The sequence below is a fragment of the Allorhizobium borbori genome, assembly GCF_014196535.1.
Taxonomy (GTDB): Bacteria; Pseudomonadota; Alphaproteobacteria; order Rhizobiales; family Rhizobiaceae; genus Ectorhizobium; species Ectorhizobium borbori.
Window position 1 is genome coordinate 21,160 of record NZ_JACIDU010000009.1, and the last position, 25,811, is coordinate 46,970.

27 protein-coding genes, 1 tRNA gene and 1 pseudogene are annotated in these 25,811 nt (G+C 61.3%); 12 read left to right on the forward strand and 17 right to left on the reverse strand.

The annotated features are described in order from the left end of the window. Positions 1-177: 177 nt before the first annotated feature. The 3 genes from rpmB (at position 178) to GGQ66_RS12070 (ending at position 1,980) form a co-directional block, all read left to right on the forward strand. Entirely contained in the window at positions 178-474 is a 297-nt protein-coding gene (gene rpmB / locus GGQ66_RS12060) for a 50S ribosomal protein L28 (protein ID WP_183792819.1), read from the forward strand. Positions 475-586: 112 nt separating this feature from the next. Next, positions 587-1,225 (forward strand): queuosine precursor transporter, encoded by a 639-nt coding sequence (locus tag GGQ66_RS12065; protein WP_183792821.1) that lies wholly within the window; start codon positions 587-589, stop codon positions 1,223-1,225. 125 nt (positions 1,226-1,350) lie between these two features. Continuing rightward, positions 1,351-1,980, forward strand: coding sequence for a LysE family translocator (locus tag GGQ66_RS12070; protein ID WP_370686342.1), 630 nt, complete (start codon positions 1,351-1,353; stop codon positions 1,978-1,980). A 4-nt stretch (positions 1,981-1,984) separates the two neighbouring features. On the opposite strand, the gene GGQ66_RS12075 is transcribed toward GGQ66_RS12070, so the two are convergent. The 4 genes from GGQ66_RS12075 to GGQ66_RS12090 form a co-directional block, all read right to left on the reverse strand. Then, on the reverse strand, positions 1,985-2,980 hold the full coding sequence (locus tag GGQ66_RS12075) for an esterase-like activity of phytase family protein (protein ID WP_183792823.1): 996 nt from the start codon (positions 2,978-2,980) through the stop codon (positions 1,985-1,987). 8 nt (positions 2,981-2,988) lie between these two features. After that, a complete protein-coding gene (cobT, locus tag GGQ66_RS12080) occupies positions 2,989-4,890 on the reverse strand; it encodes a cobaltochelatase subunit CobT (protein WP_183792825.1) in 1,902 nt (633 codons plus the stop codon). A gap of 80 nt (positions 4,891-4,970) precedes the next feature. Further along, a complete protein-coding gene (gene cobS / locus GGQ66_RS12085; protein WP_183792827.1) occupies positions 4,971-5,960 on the reverse strand; it encodes a cobaltochelatase subunit CobS in 990 nt (329 codons plus the stop codon). Positions 5,961-6,117: 157 nt separating this feature from the next. Then, a complete protein-coding gene (locus GGQ66_RS12090) occupies positions 6,118-6,747 on the reverse strand; it encodes a J domain-containing protein (protein WP_183792829.1) in 630 nt (209 codons plus the stop codon). 102 nt (positions 6,748-6,849) lie between these two features. On the opposite strand from GGQ66_RS12090, the gene GGQ66_RS12095 reads away from it, so the two are divergent. Both GGQ66_RS12095 and GGQ66_RS12100 read left to right on the forward strand, forming a co-directional pair. Next, positions 6,850-7,131, forward strand: a complete 282-nt coding sequence (locus tag GGQ66_RS12095; RefSeq protein ID WP_183793134.1) for a BolA family protein — start codon at positions 6,850-6,852, stop codon at positions 7,129-7,131. Between the two features lie 61 nt (positions 7,132-7,192). After that, on the forward strand, positions 7,193-7,702 hold the full coding sequence (locus GGQ66_RS12100) for a cupin domain-containing protein (protein ID WP_183792831.1): 510 nt from the start codon (positions 7,193-7,195) through the stop codon (positions 7,700-7,702). Here the strand turns inward: GGQ66_RS12100 and GGQ66_RS12105 are convergent. From GGQ66_RS12105 to GGQ66_RS12120, 4 genes and pseudogenes are all read right to left on the reverse strand, one after another. Next, a complete protein-coding gene (locus GGQ66_RS12105; protein ID WP_183792833.1) occupies positions 7,677-8,156 on the reverse strand; it encodes a GNAT family N-acetyltransferase in 480 nt (159 codons plus the stop codon). The genes GGQ66_RS12100 and GGQ66_RS12105 overlap by 26 nt on opposite strands. A gap of 1 nt (position 8,157) precedes the next feature. Then, positions 8,158-8,955 (reverse strand): annotated as a pseudogene (locus GGQ66_RS12110) (HlyC/CorC family transporter); the annotation flags it as partial. Between the two features lie 65 nt (positions 8,956-9,020). Next, a complete protein-coding gene (gene aroB / locus GGQ66_RS12115) occupies positions 9,021-10,169 on the reverse strand; it encodes a 3-dehydroquinate synthase (RefSeq protein ID WP_183792837.1) in 1,149 nt (382 codons plus the stop codon). Between the two features lie 4 nt (positions 10,170-10,173). Next, positions 10,174-10,758, reverse strand: a complete 585-nt coding sequence (locus tag GGQ66_RS12120) for a shikimate kinase (protein ID WP_183792839.1) — start codon at positions 10,756-10,758, stop codon at positions 10,174-10,176. A 139-nt stretch (positions 10,759-10,897) separates the two neighbouring features. Between GGQ66_RS12120 and GGQ66_RS12125 the strand changes: the two genes are divergently transcribed. From GGQ66_RS12125 to GGQ66_RS12145, 5 genes are all read left to right on the forward strand, one after another. Next, positions 10,898-11,056, forward strand: a complete 159-nt coding sequence (locus GGQ66_RS12125; RefSeq protein WP_183792841.1) for a hypothetical protein — start codon at positions 10,898-10,900, stop codon at positions 11,054-11,056. A gap of 5 nt (positions 11,057-11,061) precedes the next feature. Further along, positions 11,062-12,018, forward strand: a complete 957-nt coding sequence (locus tag GGQ66_RS12130) for a site-specific tyrosine recombinase XerD (protein ID WP_183792843.1) — start codon at positions 11,062-11,064, stop codon at positions 12,016-12,018. A 64-nt stretch (positions 12,019-12,082) separates the two neighbouring features. Further along, a complete protein-coding gene (locus tag GGQ66_RS12135) occupies positions 12,083-13,036 on the forward strand; it encodes an acetyl-CoA carboxylase carboxyltransferase subunit alpha (RefSeq protein ID WP_183792845.1) in 954 nt (317 codons plus the stop codon). Between the two features lie 189 nt (positions 13,037-13,225). Continuing rightward, complete coding sequence (locus GGQ66_RS12140; RefSeq protein ID WP_183792847.1) at positions 13,226-14,593, forward strand: L,D-transpeptidase family protein; 1,368 nt, start codon at positions 13,226-13,228, stop codon at positions 14,591-14,593. After that, complete coding sequence (locus tag GGQ66_RS12145) at positions 14,590-14,811, forward strand: sulfurtransferase TusA family protein (RefSeq protein WP_183792849.1); 222 nt, start codon at positions 14,590-14,592, stop codon at positions 14,809-14,811. The genes GGQ66_RS12140 and GGQ66_RS12145 overlap by 4 nt, the downstream gene beginning before the upstream one ends. 22 nt (positions 14,812-14,833) lie before the next feature. Here the strand turns inward: GGQ66_RS12145 and GGQ66_RS12150 are convergent, their stop codons facing one another. Then, entirely contained in the window at positions 14,834-16,000 is a 1,167-nt protein-coding gene (locus GGQ66_RS12150) for a CobW family GTP-binding protein (protein ID WP_183792851.1), read from the reverse strand. A gap of 1 nt (position 16,001) precedes the next feature. Then, positions 16,002-17,144 (reverse strand): D-alanyl-D-alanine carboxypeptidase family protein, encoded by a 1,143-nt coding sequence (locus tag GGQ66_RS12155; RefSeq protein WP_183793135.1) that lies wholly within the window; start codon positions 17,142-17,144, stop codon positions 16,002-16,004. Between the two features lie 214 nt (positions 17,145-17,358). Here GGQ66_RS12155 and GGQ66_RS12160 point away from each other — a divergent pair, with 214 nt between their 5' ends. Continuing rightward, positions 17,359-18,522, forward strand: coding sequence for a M20 aminoacylase family protein (locus GGQ66_RS12160; RefSeq protein ID WP_183792853.1), 1,164 nt, complete (start codon positions 17,359-17,361; stop codon positions 18,520-18,522). 59 nt (positions 18,523-18,581) lie between these two features. Further along, a tRNA-Arg gene (locus tag GGQ66_RS12165) sits at positions 18,582-18,658 on the forward strand. A gap of 100 nt (positions 18,659-18,758) precedes the next feature. Here GGQ66_RS12165 and GGQ66_RS12170 read toward each other — a convergent pair. From GGQ66_RS12170 to GGQ66_RS12200, 7 genes are all read right to left on the reverse strand, one after another. Continuing rightward, the gene (locus GGQ66_RS12170; protein ID WP_183792855.1) at positions 18,759-19,823 is read right to left on the reverse strand and encodes a glycoside hydrolase family 25 protein; all 1,065 of its coding nucleotides are present in this window, start codon (positions 19,821-19,823) and stop codon (positions 18,759-18,761) included. A 321-nt stretch (positions 19,824-20,144) separates the two neighbouring features. Next, positions 20,145-20,552: a F0F1 ATP synthase subunit epsilon gene (locus GGQ66_RS12175; protein WP_183792857.1), complete on the reverse strand. Its 408-nt coding sequence runs from the start codon at positions 20,550-20,552 to the stop codon at positions 20,145-20,147. 64 nt (positions 20,553-20,616) lie between these two features. Beyond that, positions 20,617-22,062, reverse strand: coding sequence for a F0F1 ATP synthase subunit beta (gene atpD, locus GGQ66_RS12180; RefSeq protein ID WP_183792859.1), 1,446 nt, complete (start codon positions 22,060-22,062; stop codon positions 20,617-20,619). Between the two features lie 23 nt (positions 22,063-22,085). Then, positions 22,086-22,961, reverse strand: a complete 876-nt coding sequence (locus GGQ66_RS12185) for a F0F1 ATP synthase subunit gamma (RefSeq protein ID WP_183792861.1) — start codon at positions 22,959-22,961, stop codon at positions 22,086-22,088. Positions 22,962-22,986: 25 nt separating this feature from the next. Continuing rightward, the gene (gene atpA / locus GGQ66_RS12190; RefSeq protein WP_183792863.1) at positions 22,987-24,516 is read right to left on the reverse strand and encodes a F0F1 ATP synthase subunit alpha; all 1,530 of its coding nucleotides are present in this window, start codon (positions 24,514-24,516) and stop codon (positions 22,987-22,989) included. Continuing rightward, positions 24,516-25,082: a F0F1 ATP synthase subunit delta gene (locus GGQ66_RS12195; RefSeq protein ID WP_183793136.1), complete on the reverse strand. Its 567-nt coding sequence runs from the start codon at positions 25,080-25,082 to the stop codon at positions 24,516-24,518. The genes atpA and GGQ66_RS12195 overlap by 1 nt, the downstream gene beginning before the upstream one ends. Positions 25,083-25,345: 263 nt before the next feature. After that, positions 25,346-25,732 (reverse strand): AGROH133_08824 family phage infection protein, encoded by a 387-nt coding sequence (locus GGQ66_RS12200; protein WP_183792865.1) that lies wholly within the window; start codon positions 25,730-25,732, stop codon positions 25,346-25,348. Between the last annotated feature and the right edge of the window lie 79 nt (positions 25,733-25,811).

Sequence of the window (25,811 nt, forward strand, 5' to 3'; positions counted from 1 at the left end):
ATGGCTATAAGGAAAATAGGGCAAAAATACCGGTTTGCGGGGAATTTGCGCCCGATGGCTTGACGCCGCCGCCGCATCTGACTATAGAACCGCAACTTTCCAATTGTCACCCGTTGGATCGCGGTTTGGGCTTTGCCCGACGGAACGGTTCATGGGCAAATAAGAAGCAGGTGTACCATGTCCCGTATGTGCGAATTGAGCGGCAAGGGCGTCCAGTCGGGCAACAACGTCAGCCACGCCAACAACAAGACCAAGCGCAAGTTCCTTCCGAACCTGTGCCACGTCACGTTGATCTCCGATGCTCTCGGCCAGCGCTTCCGCCTCCGCGTTTCCGCGGCTGCTCTGCGCTCCGTCGAACATCGCGGCGGTCTCGATGCCTTCCTCATCAAAGCTGACGAAAGCGAACTGAGCATGCGCGCCCGCCTTCTGCGTCGTCAGATCGTCAAGAAGACGGCTGAAGCTGCTGCTGCCTGAGCAGTAAGGCTTTCATTCCGAGGTTGAGAAGGCTTGACGGCTCGTCCGTTCAAGCCTTTTCCTTTGCCTCGTTCATATGTCTCTCACTGGTGGCATCACCCAGGATAAAAAAATGCGTAAGACACACGCTATTCTCGTTTACATCGCCCTGATGACGCTCATCGTCGTCGCCTCGAACTTCCTCGTGCAGTTTCCGCTGAACGCCACGGTCGTCGGCATCAATCTCGCCGATCTCCTGACCTGGGGCGCTTTCACTTATCCCGTCGCCTTTCTGGTCACGGACCTTACCAACCGGCAGTTCGGCCCTTCCGCTGCGCGCCGCGTGGTGTTTGCCGGCTTTGTCGTCGGTGTCGGCATTTCCTTCTTCACTTCGGTTCCGCGCATCGCGATTGCATCGGGCACGGCCTATCTCGTCGGCCAACTGCTTGATATCGCTGTCTTCAACCGCCTGCGCCGGCTTGCCTGGTGGCGCGCGCCGCTCGCCGGCTCGCTGATCGGCTCGGTGCTGGATACCGCCATCTTCTTCTCGCTGGCGTTTGCCGCCGCCTTCGTCTTCATCGGTCCGAACGATGATTTCGCGCTGGGCGCCGCACCGATCCTCGGCGTCCTCTCGACGGAAGCACCGCGGTGGATTTCCTGGGCCATTGGCGATTTCAGCGTAAAGATGCTGGTGGGCCTCGTCATGCTCCTGCCCTATGGCGCACTGATGAGCGTTCTGAAGCCCATGCCGGCCGCAGCCGCAAAAGGCTGACGTCCGCCGGGCTTCGCCACACAATATCCGGATTTGGCCCGTCAGCTTGTGGTCTGCAGACTAATTTGCGGATGGGCCATTCGGGTCCGTGCAGAACAGAACGGCCCTGAACCGGAGCAAAGCCCGTGCCCCTTGAGCAAATCCACCACCTCCTCATCGTTTACACCGCCTATTTCATCGCCGTCGCCAGCCCCGGCCCCAGCACCATGGCCATCATGGGCACGGCTATGAGCCAGGGAAGGGCATCCGCCGTCACAGTGGCGCTTGGCGTGATGACAGGCAGCCTCTTCTGGGCAGCGCTCGCCGCCGCAGGCCTGTCAACCCTGCTCACCGGCTATGCCGACGCGCTCCTGGTCATCAAGATTGCCGGCGGCCTTTACCTGATTTATCTCGCCTACAAATCAGCGAAATCGGCACTTTCAGCGGACACCCGGCAGGTCAGGACCGAAGCGCCCGCCAAACGCACGACGCTCTACCGCAAGGGGGTTCTGCTCCACCTCACCAACCCCAAATCCGTGCTCGGCTGGGCAGCGATCATGTCGCTCGGCCTGCGCCCGGATGCGCCGGCCTCCACCCTGCCGGCCATTCTGGCGGGCTGCGCGCTTCTCGGCCTCACCGTCTTTGTCGGTTATGCGCTGATGTTTTCCACCGCCATCATGGGGCGCGCCTATCAGAAATCACGACGCTGGATCGAGGGCACACTGGCACTGGTCTTCGGCTATGCCGGCCTTCGCCTGCTGCTGTCAAAGACCTGACCGTTTACGGTGCGATCCGGAATTCCAGCATCAGCGTGTTCTGGAACAGCGAGTGATTGTCGTCCGAGGTGACGATGATCCGCGGTTCGCCATCCGGGCCGGAAATGACATCCAACCCCTCCATGTTGTCGATACGGTGCGAGAAGTCCGCGTCGATCAGCACCGCGCCATCGGCAACCGATCCCGGTCGGATCGCCTCGACCGGGATCCGGCGAATGCGCATGCCGATGGAAGACGCCATGGAAAAACGGCGCTCCAGCAGCAAAAGGTCGCCATTTGGCAGGAAGGCCCCATCGGTGGCATCATAGTCACCGCTGCGCTTGACCGTGAAGCGCCCCTTGAGCGGTCCGTCGAGTATGGCAGCCAGAATGTTGCCATGCGCATCGACACTCTTTTCCGAGACGGTCACGAGCGCGCCGCCAAGGGGGCTGCCGGTCGGCGAGATAGCCAGCGTCTCAAGTCCGCGGTTGTGGCGAAGCTGGTCAAACGGAATAAGCGGATCGATCCGCCCGACCGGCTTTGATGTCGCAAAGCCGGGATCGGGGTAAAGATCGATCCGGTGCCGCTGTTCGTAACTGACAGCAACACCACCCGGAACAAGCGCCAGCCCCTCGGCATCCATTTCCGATTTTCCCGGAGACGGGCGACCACTGACATCCAGCATTTCGGAAATATCCGCATCACGAACACCCGAAAGACGCCCTGCGGAATCGCGCACCACAGTCCCGGTCAGCCAGTGACCAGTATCGAGAACGCCCACGAAGCTTTGCGCGTCGGGACGAAAGCGTATGGCCGACAAGGCCCCGAACAGAGGCGCATCCGAGATCAGCCGCAAACCGCCCATGAATTCGAGCGCGCCGAAGCGGGCACTTTCCTGCCCGGTCTTGAAGACGTGGATCGGCTGCGCCACGATCTCGACGGGCGCGGCCCGCAGACGCTCAGCCGGTGCCAGAAGGGCAAATGCCAGGGCAGCGCCAAGAAGCGCAACCCGGTTGACCATCAGCGGCCTCACCCGGCGCGACGCTGGCCGCGTGCGCCGCGGCCACCGGCATTTTCGGCGAAGAGAGCCGCAAGCTGCTCCGTCATAGCGCCGGCCAGTTCATCCGCATCGACGATGGTGACGGCCTTGCGATAGTAGCGCGTCACGTCATGGCCGATACCGATGGCCAGAAGCTCGACCGGCGAGCGTGTTTCGATCTGTTCGATCACCGCACGCAAGTGGCGCTCGAGGTAGTTGCCGGGGTTCACCGACAACGTCGAATCATCAACCGGCGCACCGTCCGAAATCATCATCATGATCCGGCGCTGTTCGGGCCGCGCCAGAAGGCGGTTATGCGCCCAGATCAGCGCTTCGCCGTCGATATTTTCCTTGAGCAGGCCCTCGCGCATCATCAGGCCGAGATTGCGGCGCGAGCGGCGATAGGGCGCGTCGGCAGACTTGTAGATGATGTGACGTAAATCGTTGAGGCGGCCCGGATTGGCCGGTTTGCCTTCGGACAGCCACTTCTCGCGCGACTGACCGCCCTTCCAAGCCTTGGTGGTGAAGCCGAGAATTTCAACCGACACGCCGCAGCGTTCCAGCGTGCGGGCGAGAATATCGGCGCAGGTGGCGGCAACCGTGATCGGACGTCCCCTCATCGAGCCTGAATTGTCGATGACAAGCGTCACAACCGTATCGCGGAACTGCGTGTCGCGCTCGCGCTTGAAGGAAAGCGGCTGCATCGGGTCGATCACCAGACGGCTGAGCCGTGCAGGATCGAGATAGCCTTCTTCCAGATCGAAATCCCAGGAACGGTTCTGCTGCGCCATCAGGCGGCGCTGCAAGCGGTTGGCAAGGCGGCCAACAGCGCCCTGAAGATGCGAAAGCTGCTTGTCGAGAAGCGCACGCAACCGATCCAGTTCGGCCTCATCGCACAGTTCTTCCGCGGTCGTCACCTCGTCGAAATCGGCGGTGAAGACGCGGTAATCGACCTTCTCGTTGAAATCATCGAAGGGCGTCTGCGGGCGGCGGGTTTCGCCAGGCGTTTCGGACTCGTCGTCGCTGTTGTCGTCCATCTCCTCTTCGGAGACTTCGGCGCCGTCCATCTCGCCGTCTTCCATCTGATCCTGCGACGCTTCGCTTTCCTCGGCGGGCGCAGCTTCGGAACCGGCTTCCTCCTCCACGCTCTCTTCGCTCTGGTCGTCGGAGCGCGGCTGGTCTTCGTCGGTCGTCTCCTCCGACTGGTCCGGCTCGGCATCATTGTCGCCGTAATCCTCGGCAACGCCCATGGACGCAAGCATATGGCGCACGGCCTTGGCAAAGGCCTGCTGATCCTCGACCAGCGAACCGAGATCACCGAACTGGTCGCCGGCCTTTTCTTCGAAGAAGGGCCGCCAGAAATCGAGCACCTGTCCGGCGCTTGCCGGCGGCGCTTCGCCCGTCAGCTTTTCACGCACCAGCATGGCCAGCGCCTCGCCGATCGGCGCGTCTTCCTTGGCGAGAATGCCGGCGAAATTCGCCTTGGCATATTTCTCGGCATGCATGCTAGCGAGGTTCTTCGCCGTGCCCGCCATGCGCAGCGCACCGATCGATTCGATGCGGGCCTGTTCGACAGCGTCGAAGATCACGCGGGCATCCTGTCCGCCGGGCGCCATGCTGTTGTGAACCTTGGTGTCGTGGCAGGCGATACGCAGCGCCATGGCGTCGCCCAGGCCGCGCGTCACCGCCAGTTCCTGAAGCGTCGGACGCTTGGAAAGGTCGGGCAGGCGAATGCGTTCGGCGGTTATGCCCGGCCGTTCGTTGGCGAAACTCACCTCGATATCGGTCTTGCCGGCAATCGAGCGCACGCAACCTGTCAGCGCCCTGCGCACCGGCTCCATGTCGATGATCGTGGTGGTTTTGGGTCTGGAATTATCGCCTTGACCGGACATGCTCGCCGTATTCCTGAACCGCCCCCGGACCGGCTTTCACACCGGCGCGGAGACGTTGATTAAGAGAAAGGCGGCGCGAATTACGCGCCGAGCACGATATTGGCAGCGCTTTCCTTCAGCTCCACGCCGAAAGCACGCTGATATTGTTCCGCCACCAGATTGCGCTCCAGTTCGTCACACTTGTTCAGGAAGGTAACGCGGAAGGCAAAGGCGATGTCACCGAAGATCTCGGCGTTTTCAGCCCAGGTGATGACGGTACGCGGGCTCATGACGGTCGAAAGATCGCCATTCATGAAGGCGGCGCGGGTCAGATCGGCCACACGGACCATGCGCGAGGCGGTCTCGCGACCTTCCTTGGTGGCCAGGCTCTTCACCTTGGCAACGACGATGTTCACTTCCTGATCGTGCGGCAGGTAGTTCAGCGTCGAAACGATCGACCAGCGGTCCATCTGGGCCTGGTTGATCTGCTGCGTGCCGTGATAGAGGCCGGTCGTATCGCCGAGGCCGACGGTGTTGGCCGTGGCGAACAGGCGGAAAGCCGGGTGAGGACGAATGACGCGGCTCTGGTCGAGCAGGGTCAGGCGACCGGAGGATTCGAGCACGCGCTGGATGACGAACATCACGTCCGGACGGCCGGCATCGTATTCATCGAACACGAGTGCGACATTGTTCTGGTAGGCCCAGGGCAGGATACCGTCCTTGAACTCGGTCACCTGCTTGCCGTCTTTCAGAACGATGGCGTCCTTGCCGACGAGGTCGATACGGCTGACATGGCTGTCGAGGTTGACGCGCACGCACGGCCATTTGAGGCGGGCGGCGACCTGTTCGATATGCGAGGACTTACCCGTGCCGTGATAGCCGGAAATCATCACGCGGCGATTATAGGCAAAGCCTGCGAGAATGGCGAGCGTCGTCTCACGATCGAACAGATAATCCGGATCGAGATCGGGAACGTAGGAATTCGCCTTGGAATAGGCCGGAACGCGGATGTCGGAATCAATGCCGAAGACTTCCCTGACGGAAACGGTGGTATCGGGAAGCTCGGAAATCTCGGGGTCGATCGTGCTCATAATATCTCCAGGACGGCCTTCTGGGAAAAGGCCGGATCATCGTAATTTCGCGTCGCCATCGCTTGGGCAAAGGTTTAGAGCATCGCCGCCGTCTTTGGAACCATTTTGACGCAAGGAATTTTCATCTCATGCATGGTTTTTGCTGAAAATCCGGGCCTCAGCAGAAACCCGCCTGCTTGAGAAGCTGGTAAGCCTGCACCACAGCGCGGAAGCGCTCTTCCGAAGCACGGTCGCCGCCATTGGCATCGGGATGGTGCTTCTTCACGAGTTCCTTGTAGCGACGCTTGATGTCGTCAGCCGTCGCCCCCACCGTCAGCCCCATCGTATCGAAGGCTTTGGCTTCCAGCGTCTTCAGCTTGCGCTGGGCGGGATTGGTACGGTTGGTGCCCGTGCGGCGTTGCTGCACGAAACCGAACGGATCCTTGATACGCGCCTGCGCGCCGGCAGAACCGGAGCGATTGGTGGAATGGAGCGGGCTGGTCTTGGCAGCCCCGTTCACCCCCATCGTCCAGGTCGGGCGATGCCCGGTCACGGCTTCTTTCTGGTAGCGCGCCACTTCATTGTCGGAGAGGCCCGAGAAATAGTTGTAGCCCTTGTTATATTCCTTGACGTGCTCGAAGCAGAAAAAGAAGAATTCGCCCTCGGCATGGCGTCCGACCGGCGCCCGATGCGCGCCCTTTTCCTGACAGCCGTCCCATTGGCACATGGGCCCCTTGGCCTCGGGTTCCGAGGCCTTCTTCCGGCGGGTCCGGATACGGTCGAAATATTTGGAGTCGAGTCTTATCATGGTGCTGCATTATCGGCCCGGCGAGGAACCGAAACAAGAATTGACAAAGGTGTTTGTTGGTGGCTTGTGGAGTGCCCGCTTCATATAGGTATCATGAACCCCATGCGCATCCGCGACATCATCGAAAACCGCCTGCAAGAGACATTTCAGCCCGAGCGGCTTGAAGTGATCGATGAAAGCGCCCACCACGCCGGCCATCAGCCCGGCATGAGCGGCGATGCCGAGACCCATATGCGCATCCGCATCGTGGCCTCCGCCTTCACAGGCCAGTCCCGCGTGAACCGCCACCGCGCCATCAACGATCTGCTGAAACCGCAGTTCGACGCCGGCCTCCACGCCCTAGCCATCGAGGCTGCAGCACCCGGCGAAGCGGTGCGCTGGTAGGCTCTTGCCTGCGGGCCCGTCCTGGCGCAGCATCACGGCCTGAACGGCACGGAGATGCAACATGGAACGACCGGAGTTCATCAGACACTGGGTGGAACTGGAAGGACCTGACGATAGCCACTACAAGGGCGACACCGAACTGCTTTCGATCGGAGCGCCGGTCGGGCGGCTGCTCGGCCTGACAAAGCTCGGCATTCACCATGAACGCCTGCTGCCGGGTCGCCGCACCTCCTACCCCCACGCCGAAAGCGCCGAAGACGAATTCATTTTCGTCATCGAAGGCCATCCGGACGCCTGGGTGGACGGCCACCTTCACCCTCTGAAACCCGGCGATTGCATCGCCTTCCCCTCGGGCACCGGTATAGCCCATACCTTTATCAACAATACATCGGATGAAGTGCGCCTGCTCGTGATCGGCGAGACGAACGTTCCGGGCGCTGCAATCAAGTACCCGCTTCACCCGGACTTCGAGAAGACCCGCAGCGATATCTGGGAAGATGCACCGCGTCACGCACTTGGCCCCCATGACGGCCTGCCGGATATGCTCAGGGCCGTGAAGGCAAAATCCTGAACCGGAAGATCACTTCGTCCTGCTTTTCGATCCGTTCCGGCGCGCCGGCACCAGTCTGGGCGATGGCCCTCGGCCAGAAGGTGAGCGCCGGCTCGTTTCCGGCAAGCACGCCAAGTTCCCAGAGGCCCGGTCGCGCGGATAAAACCCGGCCGGCAGCCTCGCAACCGACGCCACCCCTGCGCGCATCCGGCGCGACATAGAATTCGGCGACGGAGAAATCCGTGCCCAGTCCCGATACGGACCAGCGATTGACCAGAGCAAAGCCGCAAGGCTCGCCATCGAGCGTGACGAGATAGGGCCAGCGGCTTTCGGGCTCCTGCCAATAGGCATCGAAATAGGGATAGTCCGTATCGACCTCGCCATACTGACCAAGCTCGGCAAGATAGGCAGACAGCATTGCCGCAAGCACCGGCTTTTCAGCGTGCGTGGCGAACCGGACCACAATGCCGGACACGTCACTCGCCCGCCGCAACCGCTGCGGCCTCGTCCCCTGCGGGGCGGATACGCAGACGGGTAATGCGGTTCTTCTCCCGCTTCATCACGAAGAAGCGCTTGCCGTGGAAGGTGAAAGACTGTCGCTCCTCGGGGATCATCTGGGATTCATGAATGACGAGGCCGGCGATGGTGGTGGCGTGATCGTCGGGCAGGTTCCAGTCCAGCGCGCGATTGAGATCACGGATCGGCACCGAACCGTCTACGACGATGGAGCCATCCGCTTCCTGTCGAACGCCCTGCACGTCGATGTCATGCTCATCGGCAATTTCCCCGACGATTTCCTCGAGAATGTCCTCGAGCGTCACGAGCCCCTGCACGTCGCCATATTCGTCCACGACGAGCGCGAAATGCACCTTGCGCCGCAGGAAGGCATTCAGTTGGTCCTTCAGGTTGGTGCTGTCAGGCACGAACCATGGTTTCTGGGCGATCTTCGAGATATCGAGCTTGTCCCGCTCGAAATCCGGTTCGGCCATGGCGCGCAGCAGATCCTTGGCATGAATGACACCGACAATGTTGTCGCTGGACCCCCGCCACAGCGGCAAACGCGTGAACGGACTTTCGAGAATCTGGCGGATCACCTCCGCCGGCATGTCATCGGCATTGATCGTTCGCATCGCGGTGCGGTGCACCATGATGTCGTAGACCTCGAGTTCGCCCAGATGCAGGATGCCATCCAGCCGGTCACGATCGTCCTTGACGACGGATCCCTCGCCGTAAAGCTGATCCACAGTGCCCAGAAGCCGCTCATGCGCCGAAAGCTCCGGCCGGCCGGACCAGAGGCCCCGCAACCAGATCAGGAACCGGCGCAACAGGGACCCTCCGCTCATTGCGGATATTTTTCTCTCAGGAAGGAGAGAACCTCCGAGGATGGCACATCATCCGCGACGAAGGACTGGCCGACGCCGCGCGTGAGGATAAAGGTGAGCTTGCCGCTCTTGACCTTCTTGTCCTGCGCAATCGCTTCCATCAACCCTTCTGCCGGGGGCAGATCGCCCGGAATTTCACCAATGCTCACCGGCAGGCCGGCTTCCTTCAGATGCTTGCGCACCCGGTCGGCATCATCGCGGCTGGCAAGGTTGAGGCGGGTCGAGAATTCATGTGCTAGCACCATGCCGATGGCGACACCCTCGCCATGCACGAGACGCGCGGAATCATACTGCACAGCCGCTTCCAGCGCGTGGCCGAAGGTGTGGCCGAGATTGAGAAGGGCGCGTGCGCCGTTTTCCCGCTCATCCGCTGCGACGACGGCGGCCTTGGCGCGGCAGGAGGCGGCAATCGCCTCGATGCGGGCCGGTCCACCAGCGAAGACGTCGGCGCGATTCTTCTCCAGCCAGGCGAAAAAGTCCGGCTTGTCGATCAGGCCGTATTTTGCCACTTCGGCATAGCCGGCGCGGAACTCGCGTTCGGACAGCGTGCCGAGCGCATCGGCATCGGCCAGAACGAGGTCGGGCTGATGGAACACGCCGACAAGATTCTTGCCGTGGCGGGTATTGATGCCGGTCTTGCCGCCGACGGACGAATCGACCTGTGCCAGCAGCGAGGTCGGGATCTGCACAAAGCGGATGCCGCGCTTGACGATGCCGGCGGCAAAGCCGGCGAGATCGCCGATCACCCCGCCACCCAGCGCGATGATCATGTCATTGCGTTCGAGACGGGCCGTGAGCGCCAGATCGACGACGGCGATCAGGTTCTCGAAATTCTTGGTCTTCTCGCCAGCGGGCAGCGTCAGCGAAACCGATTCGATGCCATCGGTCTGCAGGCTGTCGGTCAGCGCTTCCAGATAAAGCGGACCGACATTGGCATCGGTGATGACGGCGGCCCGGCGGCCCTTGAGGCGCGCGGTGATTTCACCGCCGGCGCGGGCAATCAGGCCTGGGCCAATGAGAATGTCATAGGAGCGGCTGCCGAGCGGCACGCGGACGAGCTGTTCCGGGCCTGCGCCTTCGATGGTGCCCGTTTCAACGGCGGTCATGGTCTTATTCCTTGTTGGCAAGGCCGGCGATGGTAGCCAGCACATCCTTGACGATCACTTCCTTGCGAACGTCCCGGGAAATAACAGTCAGATCGGCTTCGGCATAGATCGGATAGCGATCGTCCATCAAGGCCCGAAGCGTTCCCTTGGGATCGGCCGTCTTCAGGAGCGGCCTGCCCTCACGACGGCTGACGCGGTTCCAGAGCACATCGAGATCCGCCTTGAGCCAGACGGACACGCCGCTTTCCTTGATCCTTTGCCGCGTATTCGGATTGATGAAGGCGCCGCCACCGGTCGAGACGACACGCGGCCCCGCCTGCAAGAGGCGTTCAATCACCCGCGTTTCCAGCGCACGGAACTCCGCTTCGCCATAGGCGGCAAAAAGTTCGGTGATCGTCATGCGCGACACGCGTTCAATCTCGTGGTCGGAATCGACGAAGGAAAGACCGAGATCCTGCGCCACCATGCGCCCGATGGCGGATTTTCCGGCGCCCATAAGGCCGACGAAAACGAGATTGCGATTGCCGAGGGCGGCGCGGGCACGCTCGCTCAGCGTCTTGGGGGTCTCGGACAGGTTCAGTGCGCTCATCATCGTCTTCGCTTCGATGGGTGATCCTATCGGCAAATGCGGGGGAAGCGTCAAGCCGTGGCGCGCGAAAACTTGGAACCTTGCCCATGATGGACTAGGGTCAGGCCATCAAAAAAGCAAACCGGCACCGGAGAGCGACATGCCGACCCTCTATCGCCTGCTGTTCTTCGCGGGCGCCATCATCGCCAGCGTCTACGGCATCATGCTGGCACTGACCATTTTCGTGGACCCCGGCGAGAAGGACATGATCATCCGAATCCCCCCCGGCAGCATCCCCGCCGCCAGTGCGAAGCCGTAAACGCCATGGCAGCACTGGACGGAGCCCATATCGAAGCCTTTCTGGAAATGCTGAGCGCCGAACGCGGCGCATCGGCCAACACGCTCCTGGCCTATCGCCGCGATCTTGAAGATCTGCGCACCTTTCTGAAAGGCCGCGGCATCGGCATGCTGGAAGCAAGCCCAGCCGATCTTTCCGCCTATATGACCCGGCTGGCAGGCGAAGGGTTGAAGACTTCATCACAAGCCCGCAAGCTCTCTTCGTTACGCCAGTTCTCGAAGTTTCTCTATGCCGAGGGCCTGCGCGCCGACGATCCCTCCGGCGTCCTCGACGCACCGAAAAAAGGCCGCCCCCTGCCAAAGACCATCGGCGTCGATCAGGTGACGCGGCTGCTCGATCAGGCTGTCAGGGAAGCGGAGACGGCAGAGCCGGGCGAGCGGTTGAAGCGATTTCGGATGCTGGCGCTGGTGGAACTGCTCTATGCCACGGGCATGCGCGTCAGCGAGCTCCTGACGTTGCCGGCGCGGGTTCTGGGGGAAGAGGGCCGCTTCCTCGTTATTCGCGGCAAGGGTGCCAAGGAACGGCTGGTGCCGCTTTCGCACACCGCCATCGCTGCCCTTCGCCGTTATGGCGAGGCGCTGGCAATTGCCGCCGAGGCCGATCCGCGGCTGAAGGACAGTCCGAAGCTGTTTCCTGCCGCCTCGAAGGAAGGACACGTTCCGCGTCAGGTCTTCTCAAGGGACCTGAAGGACCTCGCCATTCGCGCGGGCCTGCCACCATCCATGCTCTCGCCGCATGTGCTTCGCCACGCCTTCGCCAGCCACCTTCTGCAGAACGGCGCGGACCTGCGCGCGGTGCAGGAACTGCTTGGTCATTCGGACATATCGACGACACAAATCTATACACACGTTCTGGAAGAACGCCTGCAACAGCTCGTGCAAAACCATCACCCTCTTGCCAAACAGGCAAAAAAGCCGGATTAGAGACCCGAAAAAGTGACGGGAGCACTGCCTGGAGCGCCAGGCACAACGATTGGAAACGGATGTCATGCATCACTATCTCGACTTTGAAAAGCCGATCTCCGACCTTGAAGCGAAGATCCACGAACTGAAGAAGCTCAAGGCAGAAGACGAAAGCATCGACATTTCCGACGAGATTACCCGTCTCGAAACGCGCGCCCGCGAAGCCATCGTCGATATCTATTCGAAGCTCAACGCCTGGCAGAAGACGCAGGTCGCGCGGCATCCGCAGCGTCCGCATTTCGTGGATTATGCTGCAAAGCTTTTCACAGAATTCACGCCGCTCGCCGGTGACCGCAAGTTCTCCGAGGATGCCGCCATCCAGTCCGGTCTCGCCCGCTTCCGCGGCCAGCCGGTGGCCGTCATCGGTCAGGAAAAAGGCAACGACACCAAGTCGCGCATCCTGCACAATTTCGGCAGCCCGCGCCCCGAAGGCTACCGCAAGGCCGTCCGCGTCATGGAACTGGCCGACCGTTACGGCCTGCCGATCGTGACGCTGGTCGACACCGCTGGCGCCTATCCCGGCGTCGGCGCCGAAGAACGCGGTCAGGCTGAAGCCATCGCCCGTTCCACCGAAATGTGCCTGCAGGTCAAGGTTCCGATCATCTCCATCGTCATCGGTGAAGGCGGTTCGGGCGGCGCCATCGCCATCGCCACCGGCAACCGCGTCTACATGCTGGAACACGCCATCTATTCGGTGATCTCGCCGGAAGGGGCCGCTTCCATCCTGTGGCGCGATTCGAGCCGCGCCAAGGAAGCCGCCACCAACATGAAGATCACGGCGGAAGACCTCAAGGGTCTCGGCGTTATCGACGGCATCATCAAGGAGCCGACCGGCGGCGCGCACCGCCATGCCGAGCAGGTCATCAACGATACCGGCGACACCATTGCGGCGGCACTCGCCGCGCTGAGCCCGCTTTCCGGGACCGAACTTCGCGACGAGCGCCGCCAGAAGTTCCTCGCCATCGGGCGCAACCTCTGATGCCAGTTGCCGCGCCCCACCGGGCGCGGTATCGGCCATAATGCGGCTTCAATCGCCGGTAACAGTCCGGTGATTGGATCGTGCAGCCGCACAAGGTTAAGTTTTTGTGAAGGCGAATACTCTATATTTGCGGAACGGATGGCGGATGCTAAAAGGCAGCCGCCTCAGATTGAAACCGGGCAATTCGCAATGCGCTTGAGAAACGTCGTACTCTTTCCCCTGATCGCCACCTTGCTCGCAGGCTGCAACGAGAGCCTCGATGCGATCGATCCCGGCTATGTGAAGGACGTCAAGAACAAGACCGAGCAGCCCCTGCCCGACAGCATGGTCGCCGAAATGAAGGCGAAGGGCATGGACCGCACCTCGCCGATTTCCATCCGCATCTTCAAGGAAGAAGGCGTTCTGGAAATCTGGAAGGCACGGACGGACAACCGTTTCGAGAAGATCAAGGATTACAAGATCTGCGCCTGGTCGGGCCGCCTCGGTCCGAAGGTGAAGGAAGGCGACCGGCAGGCGCCGGAAGGGTTCTACCCGCTCTCGCGCGCCAACATGAACCCCTATTCGCAGTATTTCCTGGCGATCAACACAGGCTTTCCGAACCGTTACGACGCAGCCAACAAGCGTAATGGCACCAACCTGATGATCCATGGCGCCTGCTCGTCGTCGGGCTGCTACTCGATGACCGATGCGCAGATCCTCGAAATCTGGGCCTTTGCGCGCGACGCCTTCAAGGGCGGCCAGCAGACCATCCAGCTTCAGGCCTTCCCCTTCCGCATGACGGCGGAAAATATGGCGCGCCACCGCCACAGCGAGCATTACGAATTCTGGAAGATGCTCAAGGTCGGCTACGACAATTTCGAAGTCACCAAGCGTCCGCCGGAAGTCGCCGTCTGCAACAAGCAGTACGTTTTCAATCAGGAAGCCACGGGCGCGTTCAATCCGGTCGGGGCCTGCCCTGCCAATATGTCGACGCCGCCGGCCCTGCAGGCGGCGCTCGCCAGCTACAACAAGACCTATGAAGTGGCCTATCAGAAGGCTATCGACAAGTACGAGGACGTTGCCTGGTACGACCCGAGCGAAGCCGAACGCAAGGCGCTTGTGGCCGACCAGCGCAAGGGCAAGGACCTCGCCTTCGCCCCCACCGGCCCGGCGCTGAAGGCCGGTCGTCTGGTGAAGATTTCTGAGTTTGACCCGACCAAGCCCGGTGGGCGCGCGGCAAAGCCGGCCTCTCAGCCGCTCTTCGGCACCGCCTCGACGGAAGTTGCATCCGCCGCGCCGGTCTCGACCCCGGCTGCGGGCGCAACGGCAACGCCGGTGGCGGCAACCGTTGCCACCCAGCAGCAGAACGCCATGGTCAAGGCCGCCGCGACATCCACGACCATGCCGACGGTTGCCGCGACCACGACCGGCGGCATTCCGATTCCGGTTCCGAACCCGCACAAGCCCGCGCTGCTGGCCGCCGCCAATACGACGGTCATGGATGCGGCAACAACCGCACCGACGGCGGAGCAGACGGGAACGACCGTGCCGCGCTGGAAATTCTGGGCCCGTCCGTGACCGAGATCTTCGACCTGAGGGGGCTGAAATGTCCCCTTCCCGTTTTGCGCACCCGCAAGCGGCTGGCGAACATGACAGGCGGCGCCGAACTGATCGTGGAAACCACCGATCCGCTTGCCGTCATCGACATCACCCATATGTGCAACGAAGATGGCCACGCACTGCTTTCCACCGGGAAAACAGAGCATGGCAACCGGTTTCATATCCGCAAGGGCTAGGCGTCGTTCTTCCCGCGACGCCTCAGAAGGTCACCCCTAGCACGGCCAGCGGATTGTCCGACAAAGCCGTCCGATCGGGATGATCCACCACCGGCTTGCCGGTGAAGGCCGCGAAGAGATCGCGCACGAAAGCTTCCGGCAATCCCTTGGTGATCAGCACCAGCCGCGACCGCTGATCCGCAGGATCGGGCCATGCCTCAAGCCGCACCGGCGGATGGAAGATGCTCTGGACACCATGCAGCACCAAAGGCTTGTCGGGACGATCCGAGGTCTGCACCACAGCCTTCATGCGCAGAAGCTTTTCGCCATGGGCCGAGCGCAGCAGATCGACGAACATTTCGATGGCCATCGGATCGATCGGCTGGTCATGCAGGATCGAGAAGGAACGGATGTCATCTGCGTGGCGATGATGCCCATGGTCATCATCATGGTGGTGGTGGTGGTGGTGGTCGTGGTCATGGCCGCAGCCGCAATCGGGACCATGTTCATGATGCTCATCGCCGTGGTGATGATCGTGCGCATGTACGCCCTCTTCCTGAAGCCAACGACTGACATCCGGATGCTTCGTATCCGGATCATAAAGTCCGTTGACGAGGAGAGACGCCGCAGGAGCATCGCTTTCCGCATCCGTGATCACCGCGCGCGGATTGAGGGCCCTCAACCGCGCCATGAGGCGCTCGACGGTCCCGGCATCGGCCAGCGAACGCTTGGTCAGCACCAGCCGGTCGGCAACCGCCGCCTGCCGCACCGATTCAGGATGGGCGTCGAGCGTGGCAAGACCGTTGGCGGCGTCGACCACCGTCACCACGCCATCCAGCTCGAAATTCTGGATGAGAACCGGGTGCCCCATGACCGACTGCATGACGGGGGCTGGATCGGCAAGCCCGGTGGTTTCCACCACGATACGCTTGAGCGGTTTGAGCTTTCCGGTCTGGATACGGTCCATCAGTTCCGCCAGCGTATCGATGAGGTCGCCGCGCATGGTGCAGCACAGGCAACCATCGGAAAGTTCGATGACGGAATCGCCCGAGGATTCGACCAGAAGGTGATCGATGCCGACATCGCCGAACTCGTTGACGATGACAGCCGCATCCTTCATGGCCGGGTCTTTCAGGAGCCGGTTGAGAAGCGTGGATTTGCCTGCCCCGAGAAAGCCGGTGACGATGGAAACCGGAATGCGCGCCTGCATGTCAGTTCACCGGGCGTTGCGCGGGCACGGCCGCATTGGTGGCTGGCGGCGCGTCGGCCTTCGGCTTCTTCACCGGTGGCTTGTCCTTGGCCGCCTGATCCTTCTTTTTGGAATCGGCCTTCTTGGCATCCGGCTTCGGCGGCGGGGGCGGCGGCTCCGTGCCGGGAATGACGCCGGCGAACGAATAGACCGGCGGGCGGTCCATCTCGTGCACATAGGGTGACTTGATGACCATGCGGCCAGCATCGTCACGGCCTTCCGAACGCACCTTCGCGGCCTGCGGATTGCAGATTTCCGCACTTACGTCATTGGCTTCCGTGCCCTGTTCGCCATAGGGTGCCAGCTTGCCGAGCGGCACGCCCGAAGCGCCCGTGGTCAATGCCTTCTGCAGCAGTTCGGCAGAGCGTTCCGTGCGACCGGCCAGGCTGTTTTCACCCAGAACGACCGAAACGACGCTGCGGCCATTGCGCGTGGCCGACGAAACCTGATTGAAGCCCGAGGCGCAGATGAAGCCCGTTTTCATGCCATCCGCGCCATCGAAACGACCGATCAGCATGTTGTAATTGCCATAGGTCTTCTTGCCGGTATCCACACCTTCCAGCGAGAAATACGAGGCATATTGCGGGAACTCGCGCTTGATCGTCACCGCCAGAACGGCAAGGTCACGCGCCGTGGTGTATTGCCCCTTGCCCGGCAGGCCGTTCGGGTTCACATACCGGGTCGAGGTCATGCCGAGCCGCTGCGCCTCGGCATTCATCTTCGCCACGAAGGCATCCTGCGAGCCGCCAACCGTTTCGGCAATGGCAACCGCAATGTCATTGGCGGACTTGACCAGCAGCAGCTTCAGCGCATTGTCAAGCGTCACCTGCGCGCCGGCGCGGAAGAAGGTCTTGCTAGGCGGCGCACTCGCAGCCTTCTGCGATATGGTCACCGGGCTATCCGGCTTCAGCCGGCCTTCCTTCATTGCACTGAACGCCAGATAGGCTGTCATCAGCTTGGTCAGCGAGGCCGGATACCATTTGCGGAAGGCGTCGGAATGTTCGATCACCTGACCGGAATTGACATCGACGACGATATAGGGATTGGCGAGCGCCGCATCGCGCCCCGCCAGTGCACCACCCATCGTTACCACACCGGCCAGCATGAGCGAGGTGAATGCGCGGAAGCCTGATTTGAGCACGGCGGGTTCCTTCATGTGATCGCGGTTACAAGATCGAATATTGAGCGCCGGGATATTTACCCTATGTGGCCAAGCAATGGCAAAGACGATTGATTAGGTCAATTACAAGGCGCAAACTCACCGCGATGGAGGAGACGAATCCGTTCACTTTACCGCCAGACAACACAGGAACAGCCCCATGCCCATCTTGAACCGCGCCGCCGAGCTTCAGGCCGAAGCAACCGAATGGCGCCGCCACCTCCATGAGAGCCCCGAAATTCTCTACGAAGTGACGAATACCGCCGCCTTCGTTGCCGAGCGGCTGAAAGAATTCGGCGTCGACGAAATCGTGACAGGCATTGGCCGGACCGGTGTTGTCGGCATCATCAAGGGACGCGGCGAAAGCGACCGCACCATCGGCCTGCGCTCCGATATGGATGCGCTGCCGGTGGATGAAGTGACTGGCAAACCCTGGGCCTCGAAGATCCCCGGACGCATGCACGCTTGCGGTCATGATGGCCATATGGCCATGCTGCTCGGCGCCGCGAAATATCTGGCCGAAACCCGCAATTTCAACGGCCGCGTCGCCGTCATCTTTCAGCCCGCCGAAGAAGGCGGCGCGGGCGCGCTCGCCATGGTCGAAGACGGACTGATGGAGCGCTTCGGCATTTCGGAAGTTTATGGCATGCACAACATGCCCGGTATTCCCGCCGGCCAGTTCGCCATCCGCAAGGGTGGCATCATGGCCGCACCCGACAAGTTCACGATCACCGTCACCGGTCGCGGCAGCCACGCCGCCCAGCCCAACCGCTCCATCGACCCCATCGTCATCGGCGCTCAGATCGTCTCAAACCTGCAATTGATCGCCTCGCGCAATGTCGATCCGATCGAGTCGGTCGTGCTGTCGATTACCAAGTTCATCGCCGGCACCACCCATAACGTCATCCCGACCGAGGCTGAGCTTGCCGGTACGGTCCGCACCCTGAGCGAAGCCGTGCAGGACCAGACCGAAGCCCGCATGCAGCAGATCGTCGAAAGCATCGCCGCGGCCCATGGCGCGGTCGGCGTTCTGCATTACGAACGCAATTGCCCCGTTACTGCCAACCACGATGCGGAAATGGGTCACGCACTGGCCGTCGCCCGCGAGGTTGCCGGCCCGACCAATGTCGACCCGGATGTTGCACCCTCGATGGCCGGCGAGGATTTCGCCTTCATGCTGAAGAAGCGCCCCGGCGCCTTCATCTTCATCGGCAACGGCGAAAGCGCCGGTCTTCATAACCCGGCCTATGACTTCAACGACGACATCATCGGCAGCGGCATCTCCTATTGGGTCCGTCTTGCCGAACAGCGTCTGACCGATTGATCCGGTGGCAAACAAAGGGCTTGGCTAAACGCCAAGCCTTTTGTATGTGTGCGGACAGTGGTCCCGTAGCTCAGCAGGATAGAGCACCAGATTCCTAATCTGGGGGTCACGCGTTCGAATCGCGTCGGGATCACCACTCTTTCCTTACTTGTCTTCCAACGCATCGCATGTGGGTGATCCGCGACGTCACCGAAGCCGGTGGCCGTCTGGCTGCTGCACTACCCCACCGGGCATCGTCACGCGCCATCGTTGGACGCCCAGCGGTGCCATTCCTCTTCCGTACCATGGAAAACGTTGAGGTCGATCTTGCCGTTCACGCCCTGGGACAGACCGGAACCGGAATACTGCCAGAAACGCCAGTTACGGCCCGGATAAACCTTCGAGGGATGCTGCGCAACGGCGCGCAGCCAGAACGGATAGCTGGTGAAGGCGCCGCGAAGATTGTCGTCATAGAAGTCGGGTGCCGTGTAGATGATGGGCCGCTTGCCGTAGTGACGTTCCAGCATGTCCATGAAGACCTGCATCTTCTCGCGCACCTTCTCAGGCGACGGTCGACGTTTGCAGGACGACTCGCCGTTCCACTCGACATCGATGACCGGCGGCAGGGCGTCGGGATCGCGCGGCACGTTGCGGATGAACCATGACGCCTGATCGCTGGCCACACGGCACCAGTAGAAGAAATGATAGGCGCCGCGCTTGAGGCCGGCTTCCTTCGCTTTGCGCCAGTTCGTCCGGAACATCGGGTCCAGATGATCGCCGCCATCGGTGGCCTTGATGTAGGCGAAGTTTGCGCCCTGCGTCCTGAGCTTCGGCCAATCGATATCACCCTGCCAACGCGACACATCCACGCCATGAACAGCATAATGACGCGGCGTCACCTTCCCGAAATTGATCGGCTTGGCGTCGCTGAACCGGTGTGCGTAAACGCGCGTGCGACCGCGCAGTGCGCGATCTGCCTCCGAGGCCACGGTCGGTCGCAAGGTCGGCGCGACAACCGGTTCGGCAACCGGCATATTCGCCAGCACCCCGGTCGTTTGCGCCGGTGTGCCGGCCCACGCCAGAACCTGCTCTTTTGGCGGTATCGCAATCGTATCAGTCTGCCTTGCCACGGGGTTCGACGCCGCCACAGCCACGCGCGCCTTCGCACCGACATCAGCAGAAGGAACGGGTGCCGATGGCGCGACCGAACTCGTCACATCGCGCGATGGCGTAATCGCCAATACTTCGGCGGGCGACGACGAGCGACAGCCGCCAAGCGCGAGGCTTCCGATGAGCAGTGAGGAAAGGACAGATAGACGCATGACAAAATACTCTGCCGGTATGAACCCGGGCGCGGGCGCGCCCCTCCATGTCAGTCAGTGACTTAAGAGACTATGACCGAAAAACCTTAAATTCGCGGTAACTCGGCGAGGTAGAGCCATGTCCCCCATACGAGGCTCGTTATGCATAGAGCAACGTAAAACCCGGCCTCGCGACCTGATAAGTCAATTATTTTCAGCTGGTTACAGTGGCGACACCGGAGGCGGTCGATGCCACACCGGGAGCCCGCATACGAAAAAGCCGCCCGGCATGACCGGACGGCTCTTCACAATTACGTTGGTTAACGCGTGATCGCGGCGAAATCAGCCGGCGATGACAGCGCCATGAAGCTGCGTCAGTTCGGAGAGGAACTCCTCGATACCGTTGCGCTTTTCATGATCCTGGGCAGCCGCCAGTTCCTTCCGGGCCGTATCGATACGGGCCTGCAGGGCATCGGTGCTGAACTCGGTTGCAGGAACCGCAGATTCCGCAAGAACCGTCAGACCGGTCGCGCTGATATCGGCAAAGCCACCGAACACGACATACTTGGCCGTCTTGCCAGCCGCGGACTTGACCGTCACCACACCGGGCTTCAGCGTCGTCATCGTCGGAGCGTGACGAGCCATCACCGTCATTTCGCCTTCCGTTGCCGGAATGACAACTTCGCTGGCCTGCTCCGACACGAGCAGCCGCTCGGGAGAAACGAGTTCAAAATTGAAATTGTCAGCCATGACGCTTCAACTCTTCATAATCAGAGGGAAAAAGGGCGCGGTCCCGCGCCCTTTCCGGGGAACATCAAGCGGCTTCGGCAGCCAGCTTCTTGGCCTTTTCAACGGCTTCCTCGATGGAACCGACCATGTAGAAGGCGGCTTCCGGCAGGTGATCGTATTCGCCGGCAACGAGACCCTTGAAGCCCTTGATCGTATCTTCGAGCGAGACGAGCTTGCCCGGAGCGCCGGTGAAGACTTCAGCCACGTGGAACGGCTGCGACAGGAAGCGCTCGATCTTGCGGGCGCGAGCCACCGTCAGTTTGTCCTCTTCGGACAGTTCGTCCATGCCGAGGATGGCGATGATGTCCTGAAGGGCCTTGTAGCGCTGCAGGGTCGACTGAACCTTGCGGGCGACCGTGTAATGCTCTTCACCGATGATCATCGGGTTGAGCATGCGCGACGTGGAGTCGAGCGGGTCAACGGCCGGGTAGATGCCCTTTTCAGCGATAGAACGGTTAAGAACCGTCGTGGCGTCAAGGTGAGCGAACGACGTGGCCGGAGCCGGGTCGGTCAAGTCGTCGGCGGGTACGTAAATGGCCTGAACCGAGGTGATCGAACCCTTCGTCGTGGTGGTGATGCGTTCCTGCAGGGCGCCCATGTCGGTGGCCAGCGTCGGCTGGTAACCCACAGCCGACGGAATACGGCCGAGCAGAGCGGACACTTCGGAACCGGCCTGCGTGAAGCGGAAGATGTTGTCCACGAAGAACAGAACGTCCTGACCTTCATCACGGAAATGCTCGGCGATCGTCAGACCGGTCAGAGCGATACGTGCGCGGGCACCCGGGGGTTCGTTCATCTGGCCGTAAACCAGGGCGCACTTGGAACCGGCGGTCGAACCACCGTTTTCCTTCGGGTCCACGTTCACCTTGGACTCGATCATTTCGTGGTAAAGGTCGTTACCTTCGCGGGTACGCTCACCCACACCGGCGAACACGGAGAAACCGCCGTGTGCCTTTGCGATGTTGTTGATGAGTTCCATGATGATAACGGTCTTGCCGACGCCGGCGCCGCCGAACAGGCCGATCTTGCCGCCCTTGGCGTAGGGAGCCAGAAGGTCGACGACCTTGATGCCGGTAACGAGAATCTGGCCTTCCGTGGACTGCTCGACGTAGGACGGAGCTTCCTGGTGAATGCCGCGACGCAGCGTCGTGTTGACCGGACCGACTTCATCGACCGGCTCGCCGATGACGTTCATGATGCGGCCGAGCGTTTCCGCACCAACCGGAACCGAGATCGGGGCACCTGTGTTCGTCACCGTCTGGCCGCGGACAAGACCTTCGGTCGAGTCCATGGCGATGGTGCGAACGACGTTTTCGCCCAGATGCTGGGCAACTTCCAGCACGAGGCGGTTGCCGCCGTTGACGGTTTCGAGAGCATTCAGGATCGCCGGCAGCTCGCCGTCGAACGTCACGTCGACGACGGCGCCGATGACCTGCGTCACCTTACCAATGGAAGCTGCTGCGTCAGCCATGTTCGTTACCTCTTTTTCTTGACTCAGAGCGCCTCGGCGCCCGAAATGATTTCGATGAGTTCCTTGGTGATCTGAGCCTGACGCTGACGGTTATAGGAAAGCGTCAGCTTGTGGATCATCTCACCGGCATTGCGCGAGGCGTTATCCATCGCGCTCATCTTGGCACCCATTTCGCCCGCGACATTCTCAAGAAGCGCACGGAAGATCTGGACGGAAATGTTACGCGGAATGAGATCGTTGAGGATCGCAGCCGCATCCGGCTCGTATTCATAGAGCGCACCGGCATCAGCCGTAGCAGCAACGGGAGCCGCCGCCGGAATGAGCTGAAGTGCGGTCGGAACCTGGCTGATCACCGACTTGAATTCCGAGTAGAACAGCGTAGCGACATCGAATTCGCCCTGCTCGAACATTGCGATGACGCGCTTGCCGATGGCATCCGCATTTTCGAAACCGATCTTGCGAACGTCGCGCAGTTCTTTCTTCTCGATAATCAACGGCGCAAATTCGCGACGCAGGATGTCATAGCCCTTCTTGCCGACGCAGAAGATCTTGACCGTCTTGCCCGCGCGCAGAAGCTGGCGGGCATGATCGCGCGCAGCACGCGCGATCTGGGAGTTGAAACCACCGCAAAGACCGCGTTCGGCCGTGCAGACGACGAGCAGATGCACATCGTCCTTGCCGGTTCCGGTCATCAGCTTCGGGGCGCTGTCGTCGTCGCCAAGAGTCTGCGCGATGTTGGCAAGCACCGCACCCATCCGCTGCGAATACGGCCGGGCGGCCTCGGCGGCCTCCTGGGCACGACGCAGCTTCGCCGCGGCGACCATTTTCATCGCCTTGGTGATCTTCTGCGTCGCCTTGACCGAGGCGATCCGGTTTTTTAGGTCCTTAAGTGAAGGCATCGCTTATCGTCCTGGCTTGATCGGATCAGGCGAAGTTCTTGGTGAACGTATCCAGCGCAGCCTTGAGCTTTGCCTTCGTGTCGTCCGAGATCGCCTTTTCCGAACGGATGGCGTCCAGAATGGCCTTGCCTTCCGTGCGGAGGTAGCTCAGCAGAGCCTGTTCATAGCGACCAACGTCGGCGACGGGCAGCTTGTCGAGGTAGCCGTTGATGCCGGCGAAGATCACCGAAACCTGCTCTTCCGTCTTCAGCGGCGAGAACTGCGGCTGCTTCAGGAGTTCCGTCAGGCGTGCACCACGGTTCAGCAGGCGCTGCGTCGAGGCATCGAGGTCAGAACCGAACTGGGCGAAGGCGGCCATTTCGCGATACTGGGCGAGTTCACCCTTGATCGAGCCGGCAACCTGCTTCATGGCCTTGATCTGAGCAGCGGAACCGACGCGCGAAACCGACAGACCGACGTTAACGGCCGGACGGATGCCCTGGTAGAACAGGTCGGTTTCGAGGAAGATCTGGCCGTCGGTGATCGAGATCACGTTGGTCGGAATGAACGCGGACACGTCGTTGCCCTGCGTTTCGATGACAGGCAGAGCCGTCAGCGAGCCGGCGCCGTTGTCGTCGTTCAGCTTTGCAGCGCGCTCGAGGAGACGCGAGTGCAGGTAGAACACATCGCCCGGATAGGCTTCACGGCCCGGCGGGCGGCGCAGCAGAAGCGACATCTGACGATAGGCAACGGCCTGCTTGGAAAGGTCATCGTAACCGATCAGGGCGTGCTGGCCGTTGTCACGGAAGTATTCGCCCATGGCGCAACCGGTGAACGGAGCAAGGTACTGCATCGGAGCCGGATCGGAAGCCGTGGCGGCAACGACGATCGAGTACTGCAGCGCGCCGCGCTCTTCGAGCACCTTCACGAACTGGGCAACGGTGGAACGCTTCTGGCCAACGGCGACGTAGACGCAGTAGAGCTTGTCCTTGTCCGGGCCATTGTCGTGGATCGGCTTCTGGTTCAGGAACGTGTCGAGAATGATGGCGGTCTTGCCGGTCTGGCGGTCGCCGATCACGAGTTCGCGCTGACCGCGGCCGACCGGGATCATGGCGTCGATGGCCTTGATGCCCGTGGACATCGGCTCATGAACCGACTTGCGCGGAATGATGCCCGGAGCCTTGACGTCGACGCGGGCGCGCTTTTCGTAAACGATCGGGCCCTTGCCGTCGATCGGATTGCCGAGAGCGTCGACCACGCGGCCAAGAAGCTGCGGACCAACCGGAACGTCCACGATGGCGCCCGTACGCTTGACGGTGTCGCCTTCCTTGATGTCGCGGTCGGAACCGAAGATAACGACACCGACATTGTCGGTTTCGAGGTTGAGCGCCATGCCGCGAATGCCGCCAGGGAACTCGACCATTTCGCCGGCCTGCACGTTGTCCAGACCATAGACGCGGGCAATACCGTCGCCGACGGACAGAACCTGACCGACTTCGGAAACCTCAGCTTCCTGGCCGAAGTTTTTGATTTGATCTTTCAGAATTGCGGAAATTTCCGCGGCGCGGATATCCATCAGCCAACCTCTTTCAGTGCAAGCTTAAGGGTGGAAAGTTTGGTGCGAAGGGAAGTATCGATCTGGCGCGAGCCGACCTTGACGATCAGACCGCCGAGGATCGACGGATCGACCGTGACGGCCAGCGTCACGTCCTTACCGGTAACGCCCTTCAGCGCCGCCTTCAATTCAGAGTCCTGCTCGGCCGTCAGGGCGTGAGCAGAGGTAACGTCGGCAGTCACTTCGCCACGGTGGGCGGCGGCGATCTGACGATACGCCTTGATCATGCCGGGAAGCGCGAAGAGACGACGGTTACCCGCCACCACCTTCAGAAAATTCGTTACGAGCGCATCGAGACCAGCCTTCTGAGCGAGCGCAACGAGTGCATTCGTCTGGTCTTCGGCCGTAAACACCGGGCTGAGCACCAGGCGCTTCAGATCCGCGCTTTCGTCGATCAGGGCCTGGAAGCCGTCGAGAGCGGCACCGATTGCGTCAACCTTGCCAGCCTCGAGAGCAACCTCGAACAGCGACGACGCATAACGTTCGGCAACACCGGAAATAAGCGGGGATGTGTCTGCCACGGGCAAAAGTTCCCTGATTTTCATCCAGAATCCTGCCCCCTCGGGAGAGGAGCTAAACAAGATTCTGAATTCGTTGCATTTTCGCCTGAAATTGGCCTGACCTCAGCCATGCCTTTTTCCAAATTCGGGGTCCGTCTAGCATACGCTGTCCGGACTCGCAACACGGGTATTAAAGGTTTACGCCTATAGGACAATACCCTTTTTGAAATTTTGTCCGAAAGACGGCAGGAAAGCGACAAGCCCTTTTGCCCGTGCGCTGTCCGCAGCTTTCAGAGAAAACCGAAAACGTAACCAAGCGGCAGCGCCGCCAGAATGATTTGCGCAACCAGAAGGGGATAATTCATAGGGTTACGCCCCCGGTCGGACATGAGCGACAGGATGCGCCCGAAGGCCGAGAGCGCAAAACCGGCGCCAAGCGCCATGTAGATCCAATCCTGCGCAAGCAGGATAGCCGAAAGGCCGATGCCCGCATAGAAGCCGCCGAGCATCGAACGCGCTTCGGCAATCGCACCCGGACGATGTTCCATGGAGCCGAGCCCGAGGAACCGGAAGGTCAGCCCCGGCGCGAACATCATGAAGAGACCGAGCGCTGCGGTAAAGGCGGCAGCGGAAAAAGCGAGCAGTTCGCCCGTCTCGGTCGGCAGGTAGAATTCCATGGCAAGCCCCCAAATCAGAAATCGCCGCCCTTATGGCATGAAGCGAGGGCGGCGAAAACGCCCGTTTTCGGGCGCTTGC